The organism is Kitasatospora sp. NPDC094019, from assembly GCF_044764505.1.
In the GTDB taxonomy this organism is placed as follows: Bacteria; Actinomycetota; Actinomycetes; order Streptomycetales; family Streptomycetaceae; genus Kitasatospora.
This window is the reverse complement of record NZ_JBIWIF010000006.1, coordinates 101,326-118,355: the sequence shown is the minus strand read 5'-3', so window position 1 is coordinate 118,355 and position 17,030 is coordinate 101,326. Positions and strand designations below refer to the sequence as shown.

Annotated in this window: 12 protein-coding genes; 8 read left to right on the top strand and 4 right to left on the bottom strand. The window is 73.1% G+C overall.

From position 1 onward, the window contains the following. Positions 1-35 precede the first annotated feature (35 nt). The gene (locus ACIQ9P_RS15305; RefSeq protein WP_402355166.1) at positions 36-785 is read right to left on the bottom strand and encodes an RDD family protein; all 750 of its coding nucleotides are present in this window, start codon (positions 783-785) and stop codon (positions 36-38) included. A 609-nt stretch (positions 786-1,394) separates the two neighbouring features. On the opposite strand from ACIQ9P_RS15305, the gene ACIQ9P_RS15300 reads away from it, so the two are divergent. The 6 genes from ACIQ9P_RS15300 (at position 1,395) to ACIQ9P_RS15275 (ending at position 6,997) form a co-directional block, all read left to right on the top strand. After that, positions 1,395-2,249, top strand: a complete 855-nt coding sequence (locus tag ACIQ9P_RS15300) for a bifunctional methylenetetrahydrofolate dehydrogenase/methenyltetrahydrofolate cyclohydrolase (protein ID WP_402355165.1) — start codon at positions 1,395-1,397, stop codon at positions 2,247-2,249. Positions 2,250-2,356: 107 nt separating this feature from the next. Then, positions 2,357-2,776, top strand: a complete 420-nt coding sequence (locus ACIQ9P_RS15295) for a DUF3017 domain-containing protein (protein WP_402355163.1) — start codon at positions 2,357-2,359, stop codon at positions 2,774-2,776. A gap of 202 nt (positions 2,777-2,978) precedes the next feature. Next, positions 2,979-3,971, top strand: coding sequence for a malate dehydrogenase (locus ACIQ9P_RS15290; RefSeq protein WP_402355161.1), 993 nt, complete (start codon positions 2,979-2,981; stop codon positions 3,969-3,971). Between the two features lie 78 nt (positions 3,972-4,049). Next, a complete protein-coding gene (locus ACIQ9P_RS15285) occupies positions 4,050-5,375 on the top strand; it encodes a hemolysin family protein (protein ID WP_402355159.1) in 1,326 nt (441 codons plus the stop codon). A gap of 30 nt (positions 5,376-5,405) precedes the next feature. Further along, a complete protein-coding gene (gene trpS / locus ACIQ9P_RS15280; RefSeq protein WP_402355157.1) occupies positions 5,406-6,446 on the top strand; it encodes a tryptophan--tRNA ligase in 1,041 nt (346 codons plus the stop codon). Continuing rightward, positions 6,443-6,997: a 2'-5' RNA ligase family protein gene (locus tag ACIQ9P_RS15275; protein WP_402355155.1), complete on the top strand. Its 555-nt coding sequence runs from the start codon at positions 6,443-6,445 to the stop codon at positions 6,995-6,997. The genes trpS and ACIQ9P_RS15275 overlap by 4 nt, the downstream gene beginning before the upstream one ends. 39 nt (positions 6,998-7,036) lie before the next feature. Here ACIQ9P_RS15275 and ACIQ9P_RS15270 read toward each other — a convergent pair whose 3' ends face one another. Both ACIQ9P_RS15270 and ACIQ9P_RS15265 read right to left on the bottom strand, forming a co-directional pair. Continuing rightward, positions 7,037-9,571: a CDP-glycerol glycerophosphotransferase family protein gene (locus ACIQ9P_RS15270; RefSeq protein ID WP_402355153.1), complete on the bottom strand. Its 2,535-nt coding sequence runs from the start codon at positions 9,569-9,571 to the stop codon at positions 7,037-7,039. 186 nt (positions 9,572-9,757) lie between these two features. After that, on the bottom strand, positions 9,758-13,333 hold the full coding sequence (locus ACIQ9P_RS15265) for a CDP-glycerol glycerophosphotransferase family protein (RefSeq protein ID WP_402355151.1): 3,576 nt from the start codon (positions 13,331-13,333) through the stop codon (positions 9,758-9,760). Positions 13,334-13,503: 170 nt separating this feature from the next. On the opposite strand from ACIQ9P_RS15265, the gene ACIQ9P_RS15260 reads away from it, so the two are divergent. Together ACIQ9P_RS15260 and ACIQ9P_RS15255 are read left to right on the top strand one after the other, a co-directional pair. Continuing rightward, positions 13,504-14,502 (top strand): glycosyltransferase family 2 protein, encoded by a 999-nt coding sequence (locus tag ACIQ9P_RS15260; RefSeq protein ID WP_402355149.1) that lies wholly within the window; start codon positions 13,504-13,506, stop codon positions 14,500-14,502. 133 nt (positions 14,503-14,635) lie between these two features. Then, positions 14,636-15,688: a YihY/virulence factor BrkB family protein gene (locus tag ACIQ9P_RS15255; RefSeq protein ID WP_402355147.1), complete on the top strand. Its 1,053-nt coding sequence runs from the start codon at positions 14,636-14,638 to the stop codon at positions 15,686-15,688. A 13-nt stretch (positions 15,689-15,701) separates the two neighbouring features. Here the strand turns inward: ACIQ9P_RS15255 and ACIQ9P_RS15250 are convergent, their stop codons facing one another. Then, complete coding sequence (locus ACIQ9P_RS15250) at positions 15,702-16,922, bottom strand: D-alanyl-D-alanine carboxypeptidase family protein (protein ID WP_402355145.1); 1,221 nt, start codon at positions 16,920-16,922, stop codon at positions 15,702-15,704. Between the last annotated feature and the right edge of the window lie 108 nt (positions 16,923-17,030).

Sequence of the window (17,030 nt, the reverse complement as noted above, 5' to 3'; positions counted from 1 at the left end):
AGGGGCCGGGCCGTTCCGCTGTGCGCGGTACCGCGTTACTTCTTGATCACCAGGGTGCCGGCGGCACGGTCGTGCCAGCCCTGCAGCTTCCCGGAGTTGTCGAAGAACGGCGACAGGTAGACCAGCAGCGCGCCGATGTAGCAGAGGACCGCGCCGACGATCGGGATGATGAAGCGGATGAAGCCGCCGCCCAGGCCCGGGTTCTGGCCGGTGCTCTCCTTGACCACGCGCAGGCCCATGGCCATCTTGCCCAGGGTGGCGCCGGCGAAGGAGACCAGCAGCCACTCGTAGAGCAGGTTGAACACGGCCAGCACGCCGATCATGATCATCATGGTGGCGAGGAAGCCGCCCGCGGCGTCGCTCTGGTCCTGGAGGCAGTTGCTGTAGGCCGTGCTCGGGTAGGTGTACTGGCTGCAGTCGTCGGCCTTCTGGGCGATGCCGAGCGCGCCGGCCAGGCCGAGGGCCATGACCAGGGCGATGATCGCGCCGACGGCCAGACCGTCGATCAGCCGGGCCAGGAAGCGCTGGCCCATGGTCGCCAGCTTGACGGTGCCGATCTGGGCGATGTTGATGTAGCCGTTGTTCGCCTGGATGGTGCCCGGCACCGGCGCGTACCCGTACGCCTGCTGCTGCGGCGGCACGCCGTAGCCCGGCTGCTGCTGCGGGGGCTGCTGCGGGTAGCCGTAGCCGGCCGCCGGCGGGGCCTGCTGCGGGTAGCCGTAGCCGGGCTGCTGGGGCTGCTGGGGCTGGTTGTACGGGTTGTTGGGGTCGGGCGGGTAGCTCATCGATGCCTCCGGGCAGATGGGGACAAGTGGGGACGGGACGGCGGAGGCCCCGGAACGGGCCGGCTGGACGGGTAGCCGGTCGGACGGGACGTTAGCGGAGCACACTGACACCGGGGGCGTGAGCGACCCGGTGCGCGTCCTCGCTCAGGGCCGCGGGAAGAGTGCGAACGGGAGCCGGGACGGCCCGGTGGCGCGCGGCAACCCGCGTCGGCGGTCGGTCGTCGGCGCGGTGCGGTCTGGTCGGCTCACTTCGTTCTTCCCCCGAGTACGCCCCCGCCGGGTCTGTCCGTCGGCCCGTCACCGGGCCGGATGCGGCGGGGAATGCCTGCTTATCGTCGACCGGACGGCAGTACCGTGTCCAGCCGCGTTCGCGCCTCGGGCCGGACTGTGGCGCAACCGCAATAAGAGCCGAACGTTCCGCATCCGTCCGGCCCCCGTGCCGACCGCCCCCGCGGGCCCGCCGGGACCGGCCCCGCACCCCGTGCCGACCGCCTCGGCGGCCCCCGTCCGGGACCGGCCCGGGCCCGCCCCGCGACCCCCGACCGGAGGCTCCGCCGGAGCCCGGGACCGGTGGCACGGACGCCCGCCCCGATCCGGGAGAATGGGGTCATGACTGCGCAGATTCTCGATGGCAAGGCGACCGCGGCCGCGATCAAGTCCGAACTCGCCGCCCGCGTGGCGGCCCTCAGGGCCAAGGGCATCACGCCCGGCCTCGGCACGGTCCTGGTCGGCGACGACCCGGGCAGCCGCTGGTACGTCAACGGCAAGCACAAGGACTGCGCCGAGATCGGCATTTCCTCGATCCAGCGCGAGCTGCCCGCCACCGCCACCCAGGAGGACGTCGAGAACGTCGTCCGGGAGCTCAACGCCGACCCGACCTGCACCGGCTACATCGTCCAGCTGCCGCTGCCCAAGGGCCTCGACCAGAACCCGGTCCTGGAGCTGATGGACCCGGACAAGGACGCGGACGGCCTGCACCCGACCTCGCTCGGCCGCCTCGCCCTGGGCATCGAGGGCCCGCTGCCCTGCACCCCGCTCGGCATCGTCGAGCTGCTGCGCCGCCACGACGTGCCGATCGACGGCGCCGAGGTGGTCGTGGTCGGCCGCGGCGTGACCGTCGGCCGCTCGATCGGCCTGCTGCTCACCCGCCGCAGCGAGAACGCCACCGTCACCCTCTGCCACACCGGCACCCGCGACCTCGCCCAGCACCTGCGCCAGGCCGACATCATCGTCGCCGCCGCCGGTGTGCCGCACCTGGTCAAGCCGGAGGACGTCAAGCCCGGCGCGGCCGTGCTGGACGTCGGCGTCAGCCGCAGCGAGGGGAAGATCGTCGGCGACGTGCACCCCAACGTGGCCGAGGTGGCCGGCTGGATCTCCCCGAACCCCGGCGGCGTCGGCCCGATGACCCGCGCCATGCTGCTCAACAACATCGTGGTGGCGGCCGAGCGCCGCGCCGGCGCCTGACCGTCCCACCCGGCCGCCGGCCCACCGGGGCCGCCCGGCCGGACCGGCCCGGTGGGCTCCACCCGGCCCCGACCCATCCGATCGACGACCCCGAAGGACGGGAAGCCATGACCGAACCGCGGCGGACCCGGCGCAGGCCGGTGAAGACCACCGGCACCCTGCCCCCCGAGGGCTCGGCGGCCGCGCTCGGGCGCGACCACGCGCTGCCGGTCCGGCAGTGGCCGATAACGGTGGTCCTGCTGGTGGTCGCCGCCGGTCTCGCGGTCACCTGGTTCGCCGGCTTCCAGGACGGCTTCAAGTACGGGCTGCTGATCATCGGCGGCGGCGTGCTGCTCGGCGCGCTGCTCCGGCTGGTGCTGCCGGAGGTCGGCATGCTGGCGGTGCGCAGCCGCTTCACCGATGTGATCGTGCTGACGTTCCTGGGCCTGTCGATCGTGCTGCTGACCCTGATGGCCCAGCCCAATCCGTGGCTGGAGCTCCCGCTGCTGGACAACATCGGCCAGCTGATCGGCCGCCCGCGCCGCTGACCGGGGCCCGGTGCCCGGCCCCCCGCCCGACGTCCGGGCGGGGGGCCGTCATCGTGTGTGACCGGTCAGTCACGACCGTGCCCGAGGCGTACGCTTCGCTTTGCGATACCCTGACGCCGGTCTCTCGATGTCGAGAGACCGTCCTCGGCTCCGGCGCGCCGACGTGCCTGGGGCACCTGGCGATTTGCTGGAGAAGGTAGAAATGACCCGCACCCCTGTCAATGTCACCATCACCGGAGCCGCCGGCCAGATCGGCTACGCGCTGCTGTTCCGCATCGCCTCGGGCCACCTGCTCGGCGCCGATGTCCCGGTGAACCTGCGCCTCCTGGAGATCCCGCAGGGCCTCAAGGCCGCCGAGGGCACCGCCATGGAGCTCGTGGACTGCGCCTTCCCGCTGCTGCGTGACATCACCATCACCGACAAGCCGGCCGAGGCGTTCGACGGCGCCAACGTCGCGCTGCTGGTCGGCGCCCGTCCGCGCACCGCCGGCATGGAGCGCGGCGACCTGCTGCAGGCCAACGGCGGCATCTTCGGCCCGCAGGGCAAGGCCATCAACGACCACGCCGCGGACGACATCAAGGTCCTGGTGGTCGGCAACCCGGCCAACACCAACGCCCTGATCGCCCAGCGCAACGCCCCGGACGTCCCGGCCGAGCGCTTCACCGCGATGACCCGGCTGGACCACAACCGCGCCGTCGGCCAGCTCTCGCTGAAGACCGGCGTCCCGGTCTCCGAGATCAAGCGCCTCACCATCTGGGGCAACCACTCCGCCACCCAGTACCCGGACGTCTTCCAGGCCGAGGTCGCCGGCAAGCCGGCCTTCGAGGCCGTCGGCAGCGACCAGGCATGGCTGGAGAACGACTTCATCCCGACCGTCGCCAAGCGCGGCGCCGCCATCATCGACGCCCGCGGCGCCTCCTCGGCCGCCTCGGCCGCCAACGCCGCCATCGACCACGTCCACACCTGGGTCAACGGCACCGCCGAGGGCGACTGGACCTCGATGGGTGTCGTCTCCGACGGCTCCTACGGCGTCCCGGCCGGTCTGATCTCCTCCTTCCCGGTCACCACCAAGGACGGCGAGTTCTCGATCGTCCAGGGCCTGGAGATCTCCGACTTCTCGCGCGCCCGCATCGACGCCTCGGTGCGGGAGCTGACCGAGGAGCGCGACGCGGTCCAGGAGCTCGGCCTCATCTGAGCCGGCCCCGGCGCCTCCACGACGGCCCGTCGTCCCCTTCCACGGGGGCGGCGGGCCGTCGTCCTACACTGACCCGCTGTGAACGAAACCATCGAGGACGCCGCGCTCGTCCTCGTCTTCATCGTCCTGGGCGGCCTGTTCAACGTCGCCGAGATCTCGCTGATCTCGCTGCGCGAGGGACAGATCCGGACGCTGGAGGCACGCGGCACCCGGCGGGCGGCCCGGGCCGCGCACCTCGCCGCCGACCCGAACCGCTTCCTGGCGGCCGTCCAGGTCGGCGTGACCTGCATGGGCTTCCTCTCGGCCGCGTTCGGCGCCGACACCCTGGCCGGCAAGGCCGCCCCGCTGTTCGTCCGGGCCGGGCTGTCCGAGGGCGTCGCCGACGCCACCGCCCTGGTCGGACTGACCCTGGTGATCAGCTACGTCTCCCTGGTGCTCGGCGAGCTCACCCCGAAGCGGATCGGCCTCCAGCGGGCCGACTCCATCGCGCTGCTGGCGGCGCCGGTGGTGGACGTCATGTCGGTGGTGCTCCGCCCGGCGATCTGGCTGCTCGGCCGCTCCACCGACCTGATGGTCCGGCTGCTCGGCGGCGATCCGGCCGCGGGCCGGGGCTCGATGAGCTCGGAGGAGCTCCGCGGCCTGGTCGCCGCCAACACCGAACTCGGGAACGACGAGCGGACGCTGATCGCCGACGTGTTCGCCGCAGGGGAGCGCCAGCTGCGCGAGGTGATGGTCCCGCGCACCGAGGTGACCTTCCTGGACGCCGAGCGCCCGCTCGCCGAGGTCCGCGCCCAGGCCGACTCCTCGCCGCACTCCCGCTACCCCGTGATCGAGGGCAGCTACGACGCGGTGACCGGCTTCGTGCACGTCCGCGACCTGTACGGCGCGCGCGGCGAACGGGCCGCCAAGGTCCGCGACCTGGCCCGCCCGGTCAAGCTGCTGCCCGGCACCAAACGGGTGCTGGAGGCGATGGGGGAGATGCGCAGGGAGGGCCACCACCTGGCGATCGTGGTCGACGAGTACGGCGGCACCGCCGGCATCGTCACCCTGGAGGACCTGGTGGAGGAGGTGATCGGGGAGATCCGGGACGAGTACGACACCCCGGAGTCCTCCCCGACCCGGCGCCTGGCCGGCGGCGGCGTGGAACTCGACGGGCTGCTCAACCTGGCCGACTTCGTCGAGGAGACCGGCGTCACCCTCCCCGAGGGCCCGTACGAGACGGTGGCCGGCTGTCTGGTCGCCGCGCTCGGCCGGCTGCCCGCCGACGGCGACGGGGTACGGGTCCCGGCCGGTCCCGGCGAGGAGGTGCTGCTGACGGTGGCCAAGCTGGAGGGACGGCGGATCGCCCGGGTGAGGGTGAGTGCGGTCACACTGGCGGAACCGCCGGGGCAGGAGGTTTCCTGACCGGTCGGTGGAACTGGAACAATGGCCCGCATGGTCAACGCAGCGGTCACTGGTCCGGTCAAGGACCGTCCCCGGGTGCTCTCGGGCATCCAGCCCACCTCCGGTTCGTTCCACCTCGGCAACTACCTGGGCGCGGTGCGCCAGTGGGTCGATCTGCAGAAGGAGAACGACGCCTTCTACATGGTCGTCGACCTGCACGCGATCACCGTGCCGCAGGATCCGGCGACGCTGCGCCAGAACACCCGGATCTCCGCCGCGCAGCTGCTCGGCGCCGGCCTGGACCCGGAGCACTGCACCCTGTTCGTCCAGTCGCACGTGCCCGAGCACGCGCAGCTCGCCTGGGTGATGAACTGCCTCACCGGCTTCGGCGAGGCGTCCCGGATGACCCAGTTCAAGGACAAGTCCTCCCGGTACGGCGCCGACAGCACCACGGTCGGCCTGTTCACCTACCCGATCCTGCAGATCGCGGACATCCTGCTCTACCAGGCGGACGCCGTCCCGGTCGGCGAGGACCAGCGCCAGCACGTGGAGATCACCCGCGATCTCGCGGAGCGCTTCAACTCCCGCTACAGCCCGACCTTCACGGTCCCCAAGCCGTACATCCTCAAGGAGACGGCGAAGATCCAGGACCTCCAGGACCCGGCCGTCAAGATGAGCAAGTCCGCGTCCTCCCCCAAGGGCCTGGTCAGCCTGCTGGACGAGCCGAAGGCCAGCGCCAAGAAGTTCAGGAGCGCCGTCACCGACACCGGCACCGTCGTCACCTACGACGAGAAGGAGAAGGCCGGGGTCTCCAACCTGCTGCGGATCCACTCGGCGCTCAGCGGGCAGTCGATCGAGCAGCTGGTCGCGCACTTCGAGGGCAAGATGTACGGCGCCCTGAAGACCGAGCTGGCCGAGCTCTTCACCGAGTGGGTGCTGCCCTTCCAGGAGCGCACCCGGACCTTCCTGGACGACCCGGCCGAGCTGGACCGCGCGCTCGCGGTGGGTGCCGAGAAGGCCCGCGCGGTGGCGTCCGAGACGCTGGCCACGGTGTACGACCGGATCGGCTTCCTCCCGGCCTCCGCGCGGTGAATCCGCTGGCGAGCCTGCCCGGTGGTCAGGAGCTCCCCGAGTTCCTGACCATCGGCGTGTCCGTCACCGTCCCGGATCCGCACGGCACGGCGATCCAGGACGCGCGGGCCGGGCACGGCGATCCGCTGGCCCGGTCGATACCCACGCACGTCACCCTGCTGCCGCCGACCGAGGTGCCGGCCGAGGCGCTGCCGAAGATCGAGGATCACCTCGCGGCGGTGGCGGCCGCGCACCGGCCGTTCCGGATGGTGCTGCGCGGCGGCGGCAGCTTCCGCCCGGTCTCCCCGGTGGTCTTCGTCCGGGTGGAGGAGGGCGAGCGGGAGTGCCGGCTGCTGGAGGCGGACGTCCGCTCCGGCCCGCTGGCCAGGGAGCTGGCCTTCCCGTACCACCCGCACGTGACGGTGGCGCACGGCCTCGCGGAGGACGTGCTGGACCGGGCCCAGGAGCAGGCCAGGTCCTTCCACGCGGCGTTCCCGGTCCCCGGGTTCAGCCTCTCCCGCTTCGACCTGGACGAGGTCTGGCGGCCCTGGCGGTCGTACGGCTTCTGCTGACCCCGGGCGGCCCCGCGGCCGCCGCCGACCTCCGGGCGGTCACGGCCGTGCCCGACTTCCGGTCCGGCCGCCGAGTTCCAGCATCCGGTCGGCCACCCGGCGGGCCGCGTCGCCGTCGTCCAGCACGCAGTGGGTGTCCCGGAAGCGCCGGTAGCGTCCGGCGTATCCGTCCGGAACCCCGCCGCCGCCGTCGGCGAGTCCGCGCAGGGCGGTGACCAGTCCGGCCGAGTCGTCGAGCAGCGGTCCCGGGGCCTGGTCCTCGAAGTCGAACGCGAAGCCGCGCAGGCCGTCCCGGTAGTGCGCCAGGTCGTAGGTGAAGAACAGCACCGGCCGGCCGGTGACCGCGAAGTCGAACAGGATCGACGAGTAGTCCGTCACCAGGACGTCGGCGATCAGCAGCAGTTCCTGCACGTCCGGGTAGTCGGCGCAGTCGATCGCGAAGCCGTCCCCGGTGCCGGTCAGCGGCTCGCGGACGTGCGCGTGCGGCCGCAGCAGCAGGACGTGGTCCCCGCCCAGCGCCCGCCGGGCCCGGTCGAGGTCGAGCCGCAGGTCGAACCGGAAGCCGTCGCCGTCCGGGCGCGGCCGGTCCTCCCGCCAGGTCGGTGCGTAGAGCACCACCCGCTGGCCCGCCGGGATCCCCAGCCGGCGGCGGACGGCCTCCGCCCGGCGGGGGTCCGGGCGGGCCAGCACGTCGTTGCGCGGGTAGCCGGACTCCAGGATCTCGCCCCGGTAGCGGAAGGCCCGGCGCAGGATCGGGGTGGCGAAGGGGCTGGGGGAGAGCAGCAGACTCCAGTGCGGGGTCTCCCGGTCGAGGGCGGCGAGGTAGCCGTGGTCGGCGAGCCACGGGTTCTCGACGTCGTGGGCGATCCGCTTGAGCAGGGCGCCGTGCCAGGTCTGGACGACGACCTGGCCGGGGCGCCGGCGCAGGAAGTCGGGGAAGTGGGTGTTGCCGACCAGGTAGCGGCTGGTGGCCAGAGCCCGGTACCACTCGGGGCTCCACACCCGGACGGCGCGGACCCCGGGCGGCAGTTCGGCCTGGGCGTCGTCGACCACCCACAGGTGCTCCAGCGGCGCGCCCCGGCGGGCGAGTTCGGCGTGCACGGCGCGCGGTGAGTCGGCGTAGCCGCGGCCGCCGAAGACGTCGTAGAGCACGGTCTCGCGCAGCGGTTCGCGGCGGGCGGCCGGGTAGCCGGCGGTGCGCTGGCGGGCCTGGGTCCAGGCGCTGCGCTCGGTGGCGGTGAGCACGGGGGTGGAGTCCAGCAGCAGGGTGTCGTGCCAGCGGCGTTCCAGCAGGATCCGCTTGCCGCCGGCCCGGGTGGTGGCGGGCAGCGCGGCCAGGACGGCGGGCGAGGCGGTCAGCGGGCGGGCCGGTCCCGGTCGGCCGACGGGCTCCAGGGTGGCCTGCCACAGGCCCTTGCGCAGCGGCAGCGCGGTGCCGTCGGAGCCGGTCCGGGTGGCGGGCAGCCGGACCGTGAACCGCCGGCCCGGGCCGGTCTCGACCGGGTGGCGGACCTCGCCGCCGGTGCCGTCGTGCCGCAGGACGAGCTCCAGCGGGCCGTCGGCGGGGCAGTGGCCGGTGAGTTCGAAGCCGCCGGCCCCGGCGGTGAGCCGTTCGACCCAGCCGGTGGCGGGCCGGACGCAGAGCTGGAGCCGGCCGTCGGCGAGGTGCTTGAGGTACAGGGCCCGGTCCTCGGCGCCGGGCAGCGGGTGCTGGCCGGAGACCGGCCCGCCGCGCTCGTCCAGGACCAGCGGCTCGGTGGTGCCGTCGGGGCGGACCAACGCGGCGTCCCAGTGCTCCAGTTCGCCGGTGCCGCGCCCGTCGGCGGTGAACGGCGGGTACGGCAGCCGGACGCGGCGGGTCCGGCCGGTGCCGGTGGTGGGCCGCAGCAGGACGGTGCCGCTCTCGCGGTGGCGCAGCCGGAACGCGGTCCGGTCCGGGAGCGGCTCGGCGGTGGTGAGGTGCAGGTCGATCCCGTCGGGGACGGGGACGGCCCGGGAGAGGCGGGCGGCGGGCCGTTCGAGTCGCACCCCGAGCCGGCCGTCGGCGAAGTACGGCTGGAGCCGCACGTCGTGGTCGACCCAGCGGGCGGGCGGGTACTCGCCGGAGCCGCACCAGTGCGGGGCGAGGCCGCCGTACTGGCGGCGCAGCCGGGTGGGGCGGACGAGGGTGAACAGGGTGGCTTCGACGGTCCAGTCGCCGAGCAGCCAGCCGTCGGCGGCGCGCAGTCGGCGCGGCTCGACCAGGGCGGTGAAGCCGGCCCAGTCGTGGTTGTGCTCGGGCTGGGCGCTGTCGTCGGTGATCTCGGGGAGCCGGCGGGGCCTGGTGGGGAGGTGGAGGGGTGTGCCGCCGCCGTGCGGACGCAGGGTCAGCCAGGTCCAGGCCGAGCCGGGGCGGGCGGTGGACCGGTCGTCCGGGCGGGCGAAGCCGGTGAGCTCCAGGCCGCGCGAGGACCAGCGGGCGCGCAGCAGTCCGAAGGCGGCGTGCTCCTCCTCGTCCGGGAGCGGGCTGCCGAGGCGCGGGTCGCCGGACCGGGGAGCGGCGTGCGGGAGGACGAACCGGGTGAGGACAGCCATTTCCAGGGACCTTTCTCGGCGAGAATTCATATCTCACCCGGGAAAGTATCCGAGGTCAATTTGAGAATTGACTTTGAATTAGCTGGCGAGTTCGTTGTGGAAACGCCAGTTCGAGAGTCCGGGAATGCGAAGGGCGCCCGACGCGGAATACGCGTCGGGCGCCCGTCACCGGATGGGAATTCCCGGTCAGGCCCCGCGGCTCAGCATGGCGTCCACCGCCCGGGCGGCGGCGTGGCCGTCGTCCAGGTCGCAGTACTTGTCGCGGAACGCCGCGTACTTGTCGGCGTACTCGGCGGCGACCTCGTCCACCCGGCCGAGTGCGGCCACCAGCTCCTCGGAGGTGGCGAGCAGCGGGCCGGGCGCGTCCGCCTCGAAGTCCAGCGAGAAGCCGCGAAGGTTGTCGCGGTAGTGCGCCAGGTCGTAGGTGAAGAACAGGATCGGCTTGCCGGTGACGGCGAAGTCGAAGGTCGACGCCGCGTAGTCGGTGACCAGCACGTCGGCGGCCAGCAGCAGCTCGTTCATGTCCGGGTAGCTGCTGACGTCCCAGACGTAGCCGTTGCCGGCGCCCGGGATCTGCTCGCGGACGTTGGCGTGCCGGCGGACCAGCAGCACCTGGTCCTCGCCCAGCGCGGCCTGCGCCGCCTCCAGGTCCAGCTGGAGGTGCAGCTGGTAGCCGCCGTAGTGGCGGCGCCGGTCCTCGCGCCAGGTCGGCGCGTACAGCACGACCTTCTTGCCCTCGGGCAGGCCGAGCCGCTCGCGCACCCGCTCGGCGGACTTCTCCTTGTCGGCGGCGAAGAACACGTCGTTGCGCGGCAGGCCGCTCTCCAGGATCTCGCCCTTGAAGTCGAACGCGCGGCGCAGCACCGGGGCGGCCCAGGTGCTGCCGGCCAGCAGCAGACTCCAGTTCGGGACCTCCTTGGCGAGGCCCTTCAGGTAGTGCGAGTCGGTGAACCAGACCTTCTCGAAGTCGTGACCGACCTGCTTCAGCGGCGAGCCGTGCCAGGTCTGCAGCACGATCTGGCCCGGCCGGCGGACGAAGAAGTCCGGCAGGTGCGCGCTGGTGACGATGTACTTCGCGGTGGCCAGGGTCTCGAACCACTCCGGGCTCCAGAGCCGCACCGAGCCCGCCGACTGCGGCAGGTCGGCCTGGAGGTCGTCGGTGCCCCACAGGTGCTCCAGCGGCAGGTCGCGGCGCACCAGCTCCTCGTGGATCGCCCGCGGCGAGTCCGCGTAGAGACCGCCGAGCGCGACGTTGTAGAGCACCGTGTCGCGCAGCGGCAGCCGGCGGGCGGCCGGGTAGTCGACCGTCCGCAGCCGGCGCTGGCGCCAGCCGCTGCGCTCGTCCGCGTGCAGTATGTTCTCGGACTCCATCTGCAGCCCGTCGTGGTGGCGCCGCTCCAGCACGATCCGCTTGCCGCGGGCCTCCACCTCCAGTGGCAGCGAGTTCCAGCACTCGGGCGCGATCAGCGCGTACGAGGCCATGTCCGGGTGGAAGGTGACGCCGACCGGACGGAACGAGATGTTCCAGCCGCCCTGGGCCAGCGGCACGTTGCCCGCGAAGGTCGCGGTCGGCACGGCCGGCAGCGCGGTCCGGAACCGGCCGTCCGCGATCTCCACCGGGTAGACGTGCTGCTCCTCGCCCCAGTGGTGGCGCACGACCAGCTCCCAGCGATGGGTGCCGGGCAGCGGGAAGCTGCCGCTGAGCAGGAAGCCGTCCGCGCCGCGCGCGGTCACCTCGTCCACCACCGGCTGCAGCAGCTGGTCCAGGAACTGCAGGTAGCCGCCCGGGGAGGGCTTGGAGTAGAGGGCGCGCCGCAGCTCGGGCGCGGCGTCGGCGTTCAGCACCAGGTTGAGCTGCTCCGGCGCGTTCCGGTCGTCCCAGACGAGCGGCGTGGTGGTGCCGTCGGCCAGCTCCAGGGTGGTGTCCCAGCGGTCGCGGGCGCGCTCCACCGCGATCGGGTCCAGCTCGGCCCAGGACTCCCGGACCTCGGTCAGCTCGGCGATCCGCACGTCGGCGTGGAACTGCTGGAGGCTGCCGACCGAGGAGCCGGTGGTCACCGGGAAGGTCAGCTCGCGCTCGGACTCCACGTGGGTCATCCGCAGCCGGGCGCCGGCCAGCCGGACGCCGGAGCGGGCGGCGCCGGACACCTGGACCGTGCCGCCGTCCGCGGCGATCCCGGTCACCCGGACCTTCACGTTCTCCACCCGCAGGTAGACGCTGCCGTCGCGGACGAACGGGACGATCCGCACGTCCGGCTCGACCCAGTGCGAGGGCTGGTAGAGCGCGGTGTCCGCCCAGCCGGCCCAGATCCGGCCCTTGTAGACGCCGCCCTTGCCCGCGCCGGCGACCAGGAAGCGCCAGTTGCCGTCCTTCCACTGGCCGCGGTGCTTGAGCTTCTCCGGGTCGAGCGCGACCGTGAAGCCGGCCCAGTCGCAGTTGTAGAGGTCGTGGTGGTTGGTGGCGGTGGCCTCGGGGCTGAACCGGGTCTTCATCGGCACGGCGATGACCCGGCGGCCCTTGGCCTCGCGCAGCACCAGGGTGCGCACCATGTCGCGCTTGTTGGCCGCGCCCAGCTGCTCCGGGTACGCGTGGCCGGTCATCCGCAGCCGGCCGTCCTCCCAGCGCGCGTCGTAGAGCCGACTGCGGATGACGGTCGAGTTGCGCAGGCTGAGCAGGCCGGCCGGCACGCTCTTGCGGCCGCCGCGCAGGAACGGGTAGTCGGCGTACGGGCGCAGCAGGCCCTTGGCGACGACACCGCCGTTGCTCTCGCCCTCGTACTTGATCTGCTCGACGAACTCGTCGATCCGGCCCTGCAGGGTCAGGTGGTACTTCAGCCGCAGCGGCGCGCGCAGCTTCTTGACCTGCTCGGGGCCGATCGCCCGCAGCAGCCGGCTGACGCTGGTGATGTACGCGTCCCGGTACTCCTTGTCGCCGTCCACGACGGACCAGAAGAACATCGGGATCTCTTCGACGAGGGTGTTCTCGTCGTAGGTCTTCAGGTACTCGGCGAAGCGCGGCTCGGTCTGCTTCCGCAGCCAGGCGCGGACCAGCTCGACCGAGGCGACCCGGTCGACCAGGCCCTTGGGGTTGGTGCGCATCTGGGTGATCGACATCTCGCCGACCTCGCGCTCGCGCCAGTGGTAGATCGGCTCGGAGAGCACGTCCACGCTCTTGGCGAGGTAGTGGTGCGGCACGCTGACCGGGGCGTCCTCGTAGAGGATGCCCTCGGGGTAGATGATGCCGGCCGCGTCGAAGAAGGAGCGGCGGTACACCTTGTTCCACGCGGTGCGGTCGGTGACCAGCGAGGGGATCTCGGTGATGTGCGTCTTGAGCACGGTCTTGGCGAACGGCCGGCTGTGGCCGCCGGACTGGTAGTAGCCGATCGCGCGGAAGCGCAGCACGTTGCCGGTGGCGAAGTCGGAGCCGGTCTCGTCCAGCGTGTTGATCATCAGCTCGTACGCGCTGGGCGGCATCGAATCGTCGCTGTCGACGAAGCACAGGAACTCGGCGTCCGGGTCGATGTGCCGGATGCCGGTGTTGCGGGCCGCCCCGAGGCCCTTGTTGACCTGGCGGACCAGCCGGAACCGGGAGTCCTTGGCGGCGTACGCCTCGGCGAGGGCGGCGCTGTCGTCCTTCGAACCGTCGTCGACCATGACGCACTCGAAGTCCGTGAAGGTCTGGGCGGCGATCGAGTCGAGGCATTCGACGAGGTAGCGCTCGACGTTGTAGATCGGTACGACGATGGAGAGGCGGGGAGCCATCGGCTACGCAGGCCTTTCTCGGGAAGGAGCGTGGCAGCCCGGTTCGGGGTCTGACCGCACTTTGATTCGGTGCGTACGTGCGCGTCGATCCTACCCCCGGCCCATGACGCCTCCGGGGGCCCTCCCGGGGGCCGTCGAAGGGCTCCGGGCAGGCCCACTACCCTGGGGTCATGCCCCGCTTCAGTGTGATCGTCCCGGTCTACCGGGTCGAGGAGTACCTCGCCGAGTGCCTCGCCTCGGTGCTCGGCCAGGACGGTCCGGACATCGAGCTGATCGCGGTGGACGACCGCTCCCCGGACGGCTGCGGCGCGCTGCTCGACGCGGCCGCCGCCGAGGACGCCCGGGTGCGGGTACTGCACCTGCCGGAGAACGTCGGCCTCGGCCGGGCCCGCAACGCCGGCCTCGCCGTCGCCACCGGCGACTACGTGCTCTTCCTCGACAGCGACGACACCCTGACCCCCGGTCTGCTGACCGCCGTCGACGACCGGCTGCGGGCGGTCGGCGATCCGGACGTCCTGGTCTACGACTACGCCCGCACGTACGCGGACGGCCGGACCGTCCGGGCCGCCTCCGCCAAGGTCTTCGACGCCCCCTCCCGGGAGGTCTTCGACCTCGCCGAACGCCCCGAACTGCTCGAACTGCTCCAGGTGGTGTGGAACAAGGCGTACCGCCGCGACTTCGTCACCGCCCAGGGCCTGACCTTCCCGGCCGGGTACTACGAGGACACCCCCTGGACGTACCCGGCGCTGCTCGCCGCCCGCGGCATCACCCTGCTCGACCGGGTCGGCGTCCACTACCGGCAGCGCCAGGAGGGCGGCAACATCCTGGCCACCGCCAGCCGCAGGCACTTCGACGTCTTCGGCCAGTACGACCTGGTCTTCGCGTTCCTCGACGACCGTCCCGAACTCGACCGCTGGCGCCCGGTGGTCTACGGCCGGATGCTGCACCACCTCAACACCGTGGTCTCCCGGCCGGGCCGGATCCCGCCCGGCGACCGGCGGGAGTTCTTCCGCCGGGCCGCCGAGCACTGCGCCCGGTTGCGCCCGGCCGGCTACCGGGCGGGCGTCGGGGTCTCCGCGCTCCGCACCGAACTGCTCGGCCACGGCCGGTACACCGCCTACCAGGCGGTCCGCGCGCTGGCCCGGGCCCGCCGGATGGTCCGCCGCTGACGGCAGGCCGCCGTCGGGTGGCCGCCGGCGGCGGGTCGGCGGCGGCGGGTGACGGCCCGGCGGTCCGCGCGCCGGCCGGTTCTCCCCGCCGAGCCTGACGGCCGTTCGGGGGACAAGCCGGTATAACCGGACGGTGGACTTCTTGACCCGCCTCCCGGTGATCGGCCCGATCGTGACGCGGGTGCTGCGCAGCCGCCCCTACCGCGCCTACGAGCACTTCACCGCGCTGCGCGGCAACCGACTGGCCGGCGCCGTCACCTTCTTCGGCTTCCTCGCGCTCTTCCCGCTGCTGACGGTCGCGCTGGCGATCGCCGTCGCGACCCTCAGCGACAGCCGGGTCGACGACCTCCAGAAGCGGATCTCCGACCAGCTGCCGGGCATCTCCGACGCCCTCAACCTGCCCTCGCTGGCCGCCAACGCGGGCGCGGTCGGACTCGTCAGCGGCGTCCTGCTGGTGCTCTCCGGCCTCGGCTGGGTGGACACCATGCGGACCTCGATCCGGGACATCTGGCAGCTGCCCGACGAGGAGGGCAACCCGCTGCTGCGCAAGGGCTGGGACTTCGTGGTCCTCGGCGGCCTGGGCCTGGTCTCGCTGGTCTCGCTCGGCGCCTCCGCCGCCGGGACGACGCTGGCCGGCCGGATCGCCGACTGGGCCGGCCTCGGCTCGGGCGGCTACCTGCTCACCGCGGCCGGGCTGCTGATCGCCGTCGGCTGCGACATGCTGCTCTTCGCCTACCTGCTGGCGCCGTTCCCGAGGATCGGGCACCAGCACCGGGGGGACGTCCTGCGGGCCGCGCTGATCGGCGCGGTCGGCTTCGAGCTGCTGAAGATCCTGCTGTCCTCGTACCTCGGCTCGGTCGCCGGGAAGAGCCTCTACGGCGCCTTCGGGGTGCCGGTGGCGCTGCTGCTGTGGATCAACTTCGTCTGCCGGCTGCTGATGTACTGCGTGGCCTGGACGGCGACCGCCGATCCGGCGGCGGCCCGGGAGCGGGCGCGCGAGCGCGCCGCCGCGCTGGTCGCGGCCGCCGACAAGGAGCAGGCCGCCGACGAGGAGCAGGCGGCCGGGGAGCGGGCCGGGGCAGCGGCGGAGAAGGCGGGGACGGCGGGGACGGCCGGACCGCGGGCGGCGGACGGGACCCCTCCCCGCCCCCGTCCCCAGGACCGGGGCGGGGACGGGGAGGGCTGAGGCGGGACCGGACTCAGCGGGCCGCCGCGCGCCGCCGGTTCAGCACCAGCAGGGCGCCCGCGCCGCCCGCCGTCAGCACCACCCCGAGGACGACCCAGCCGACCGGCCCGAGGCCGTCCCCGGCGGAGTCCGCCGCCCGGGCCGCCGGGGCGGGGCGGTCGGTGGTGGCGGTGGCGGTCGGCGAGGGGTGCGGCGGCGGGGCGGGCGCCCCGGCGGCACCGCCCGCCTGACCGGTCGGCGTCGGCGCGGTGTTCTCGCCCTCCTCGACCAGCTTCCCGACCGGGGCCACCTTGCCGGCCGCGGCGAAGCCCCAGTCCAGCAGCGCCGCCGTCTCGTCGTACACCTTCTGATAGGTGGACGGGTGCATCACCGTCACCAGCAGCGTGCGACCGTCCCGTTCGGCGGCCCCGACGAAGGTGGAGCCGGCGTTGGTGGTGAAACCGTTCTTCACCCCGATCAGGCCGGGGTACTTGCCGAGCAGCCGGTCGGTGTTGGCGATCCCGAAACTGCCGCGCTGCCCGGTGTTCCGGTCCACGGCGCCCGGGAACATCGCGTCACGGGTCGCGCAGTAGCTCCGGAAGTCCGGGTTGCGCAGCCCCGCCCGGGCGAACAGCGTCAGGTCGTAGGCCGAGGACACCTGGCCGTCCGAGTCGTAGCCGTCCGGCGAGACCACCCGGGTGTCCAGCGCCCGCAGCGCCTCCGCCCGCGCCTGCATCTCGGCCACGGTCTGCTGCACGCCGCCGTTCATGTGCGCGAGCACGTGCACCGCGTCGTTCCCCGAGCTCAGGAACACCCCGCGCCAGAGGTCCTCGACCCGGTAGTCCAGGTCCTCCTTGATACCGACCAGGCTGCTCCCCGCGCCGATCCCCTGGATCTCGCTGTCCGCGACCCGGTGCACCGCGTTGCGGTCGAACTTGGGCAGCACGGTGTCCGCGAAGAGGATCTTCAGTGTGGAGGCCGGAGCGAGCCGCAGATGCGGGTTACTGGCCGCCAGCACCTCTCCCGACGTGGCGTCGGCCACTATCCAGGACTGGCCGGTGAGGTCCCCCGGCAGCGCCGGGGCGCCCGCCAGCGGATCCACCTGGACCCCCGGGAGCCCCAGCCGGTCGCCCCCGACCGAGGCCGGCGGCGGCGACCCGGGCGGGGCCGCGACGGCCACCGGGGCGGCGAACAGGAGCGGAAGGGCCGCGGCGGGCGCGGCGATCAGGCGTGCGAGCTTCGAGCTAGTGGGCACCTGCAGACGGTACCCAGTCCGGGCCCCCGCCGTCCGCCTCTCCGCCCCGGTCCGCCGCAGGAGGGGGCCGCCGTACGCCGAACGGACGCCCGCGCATACTGGGGAAGC

Excerpts from the sequence above, each read along its gene's own strand:
- ACIQ9P_RS15305 (WP_402355166.1), bottom strand. The coding sequence starts at position 785 with ATGAGCTACCCGCCCGACCCCAACAACCCGTACAACCAGCCCCAGCAG.
- ACIQ9P_RS15300 (WP_402355165.1), top strand. The coding sequence starts at position 1,395 with ATGACTGCGCAGATTCTCGATGGCAAGGCGACCGCGGCCGCGATCAAG.
- ACIQ9P_RS15295 (WP_402355163.1), top strand. The coding sequence starts at position 2,357 with ATGACCGAACCGCGGCGGACCCGGCGCAGGCCGGTGAAGACCACCGGC.
- ACIQ9P_RS15290 (WP_402355161.1), top strand. The coding sequence starts at position 2,979 with ATGACCCGCACCCCTGTCAATGTCACCATCACCGGAGCCGCCGGCCAG.
- trpS (WP_402355157.1), top strand. The coding sequence starts at position 5,406 with ATGGTCAACGCAGCGGTCACTGGTCCGGTCAAGGACCGTCCCCGGGTG.
- ACIQ9P_RS15270 (WP_402355153.1), bottom strand. The coding sequence starts at position 9,571 with ATGGCTGTCCTCACCCGGTTCGTCCTCCCGCACGCCGCTCCCCGGTCC.
- ACIQ9P_RS15265 (WP_402355151.1), bottom strand. The coding sequence starts at position 13,333 with ATGGCTCCCCGCCTCTCCATCGTCGTACCGATCTACAACGTCGAGCGC.
- ACIQ9P_RS15260 (WP_402355149.1), top strand. The coding sequence starts at position 13,504 with ATGCCCCGCTTCAGTGTGATCGTCCCGGTCTACCGGGTCGAGGAGTAC.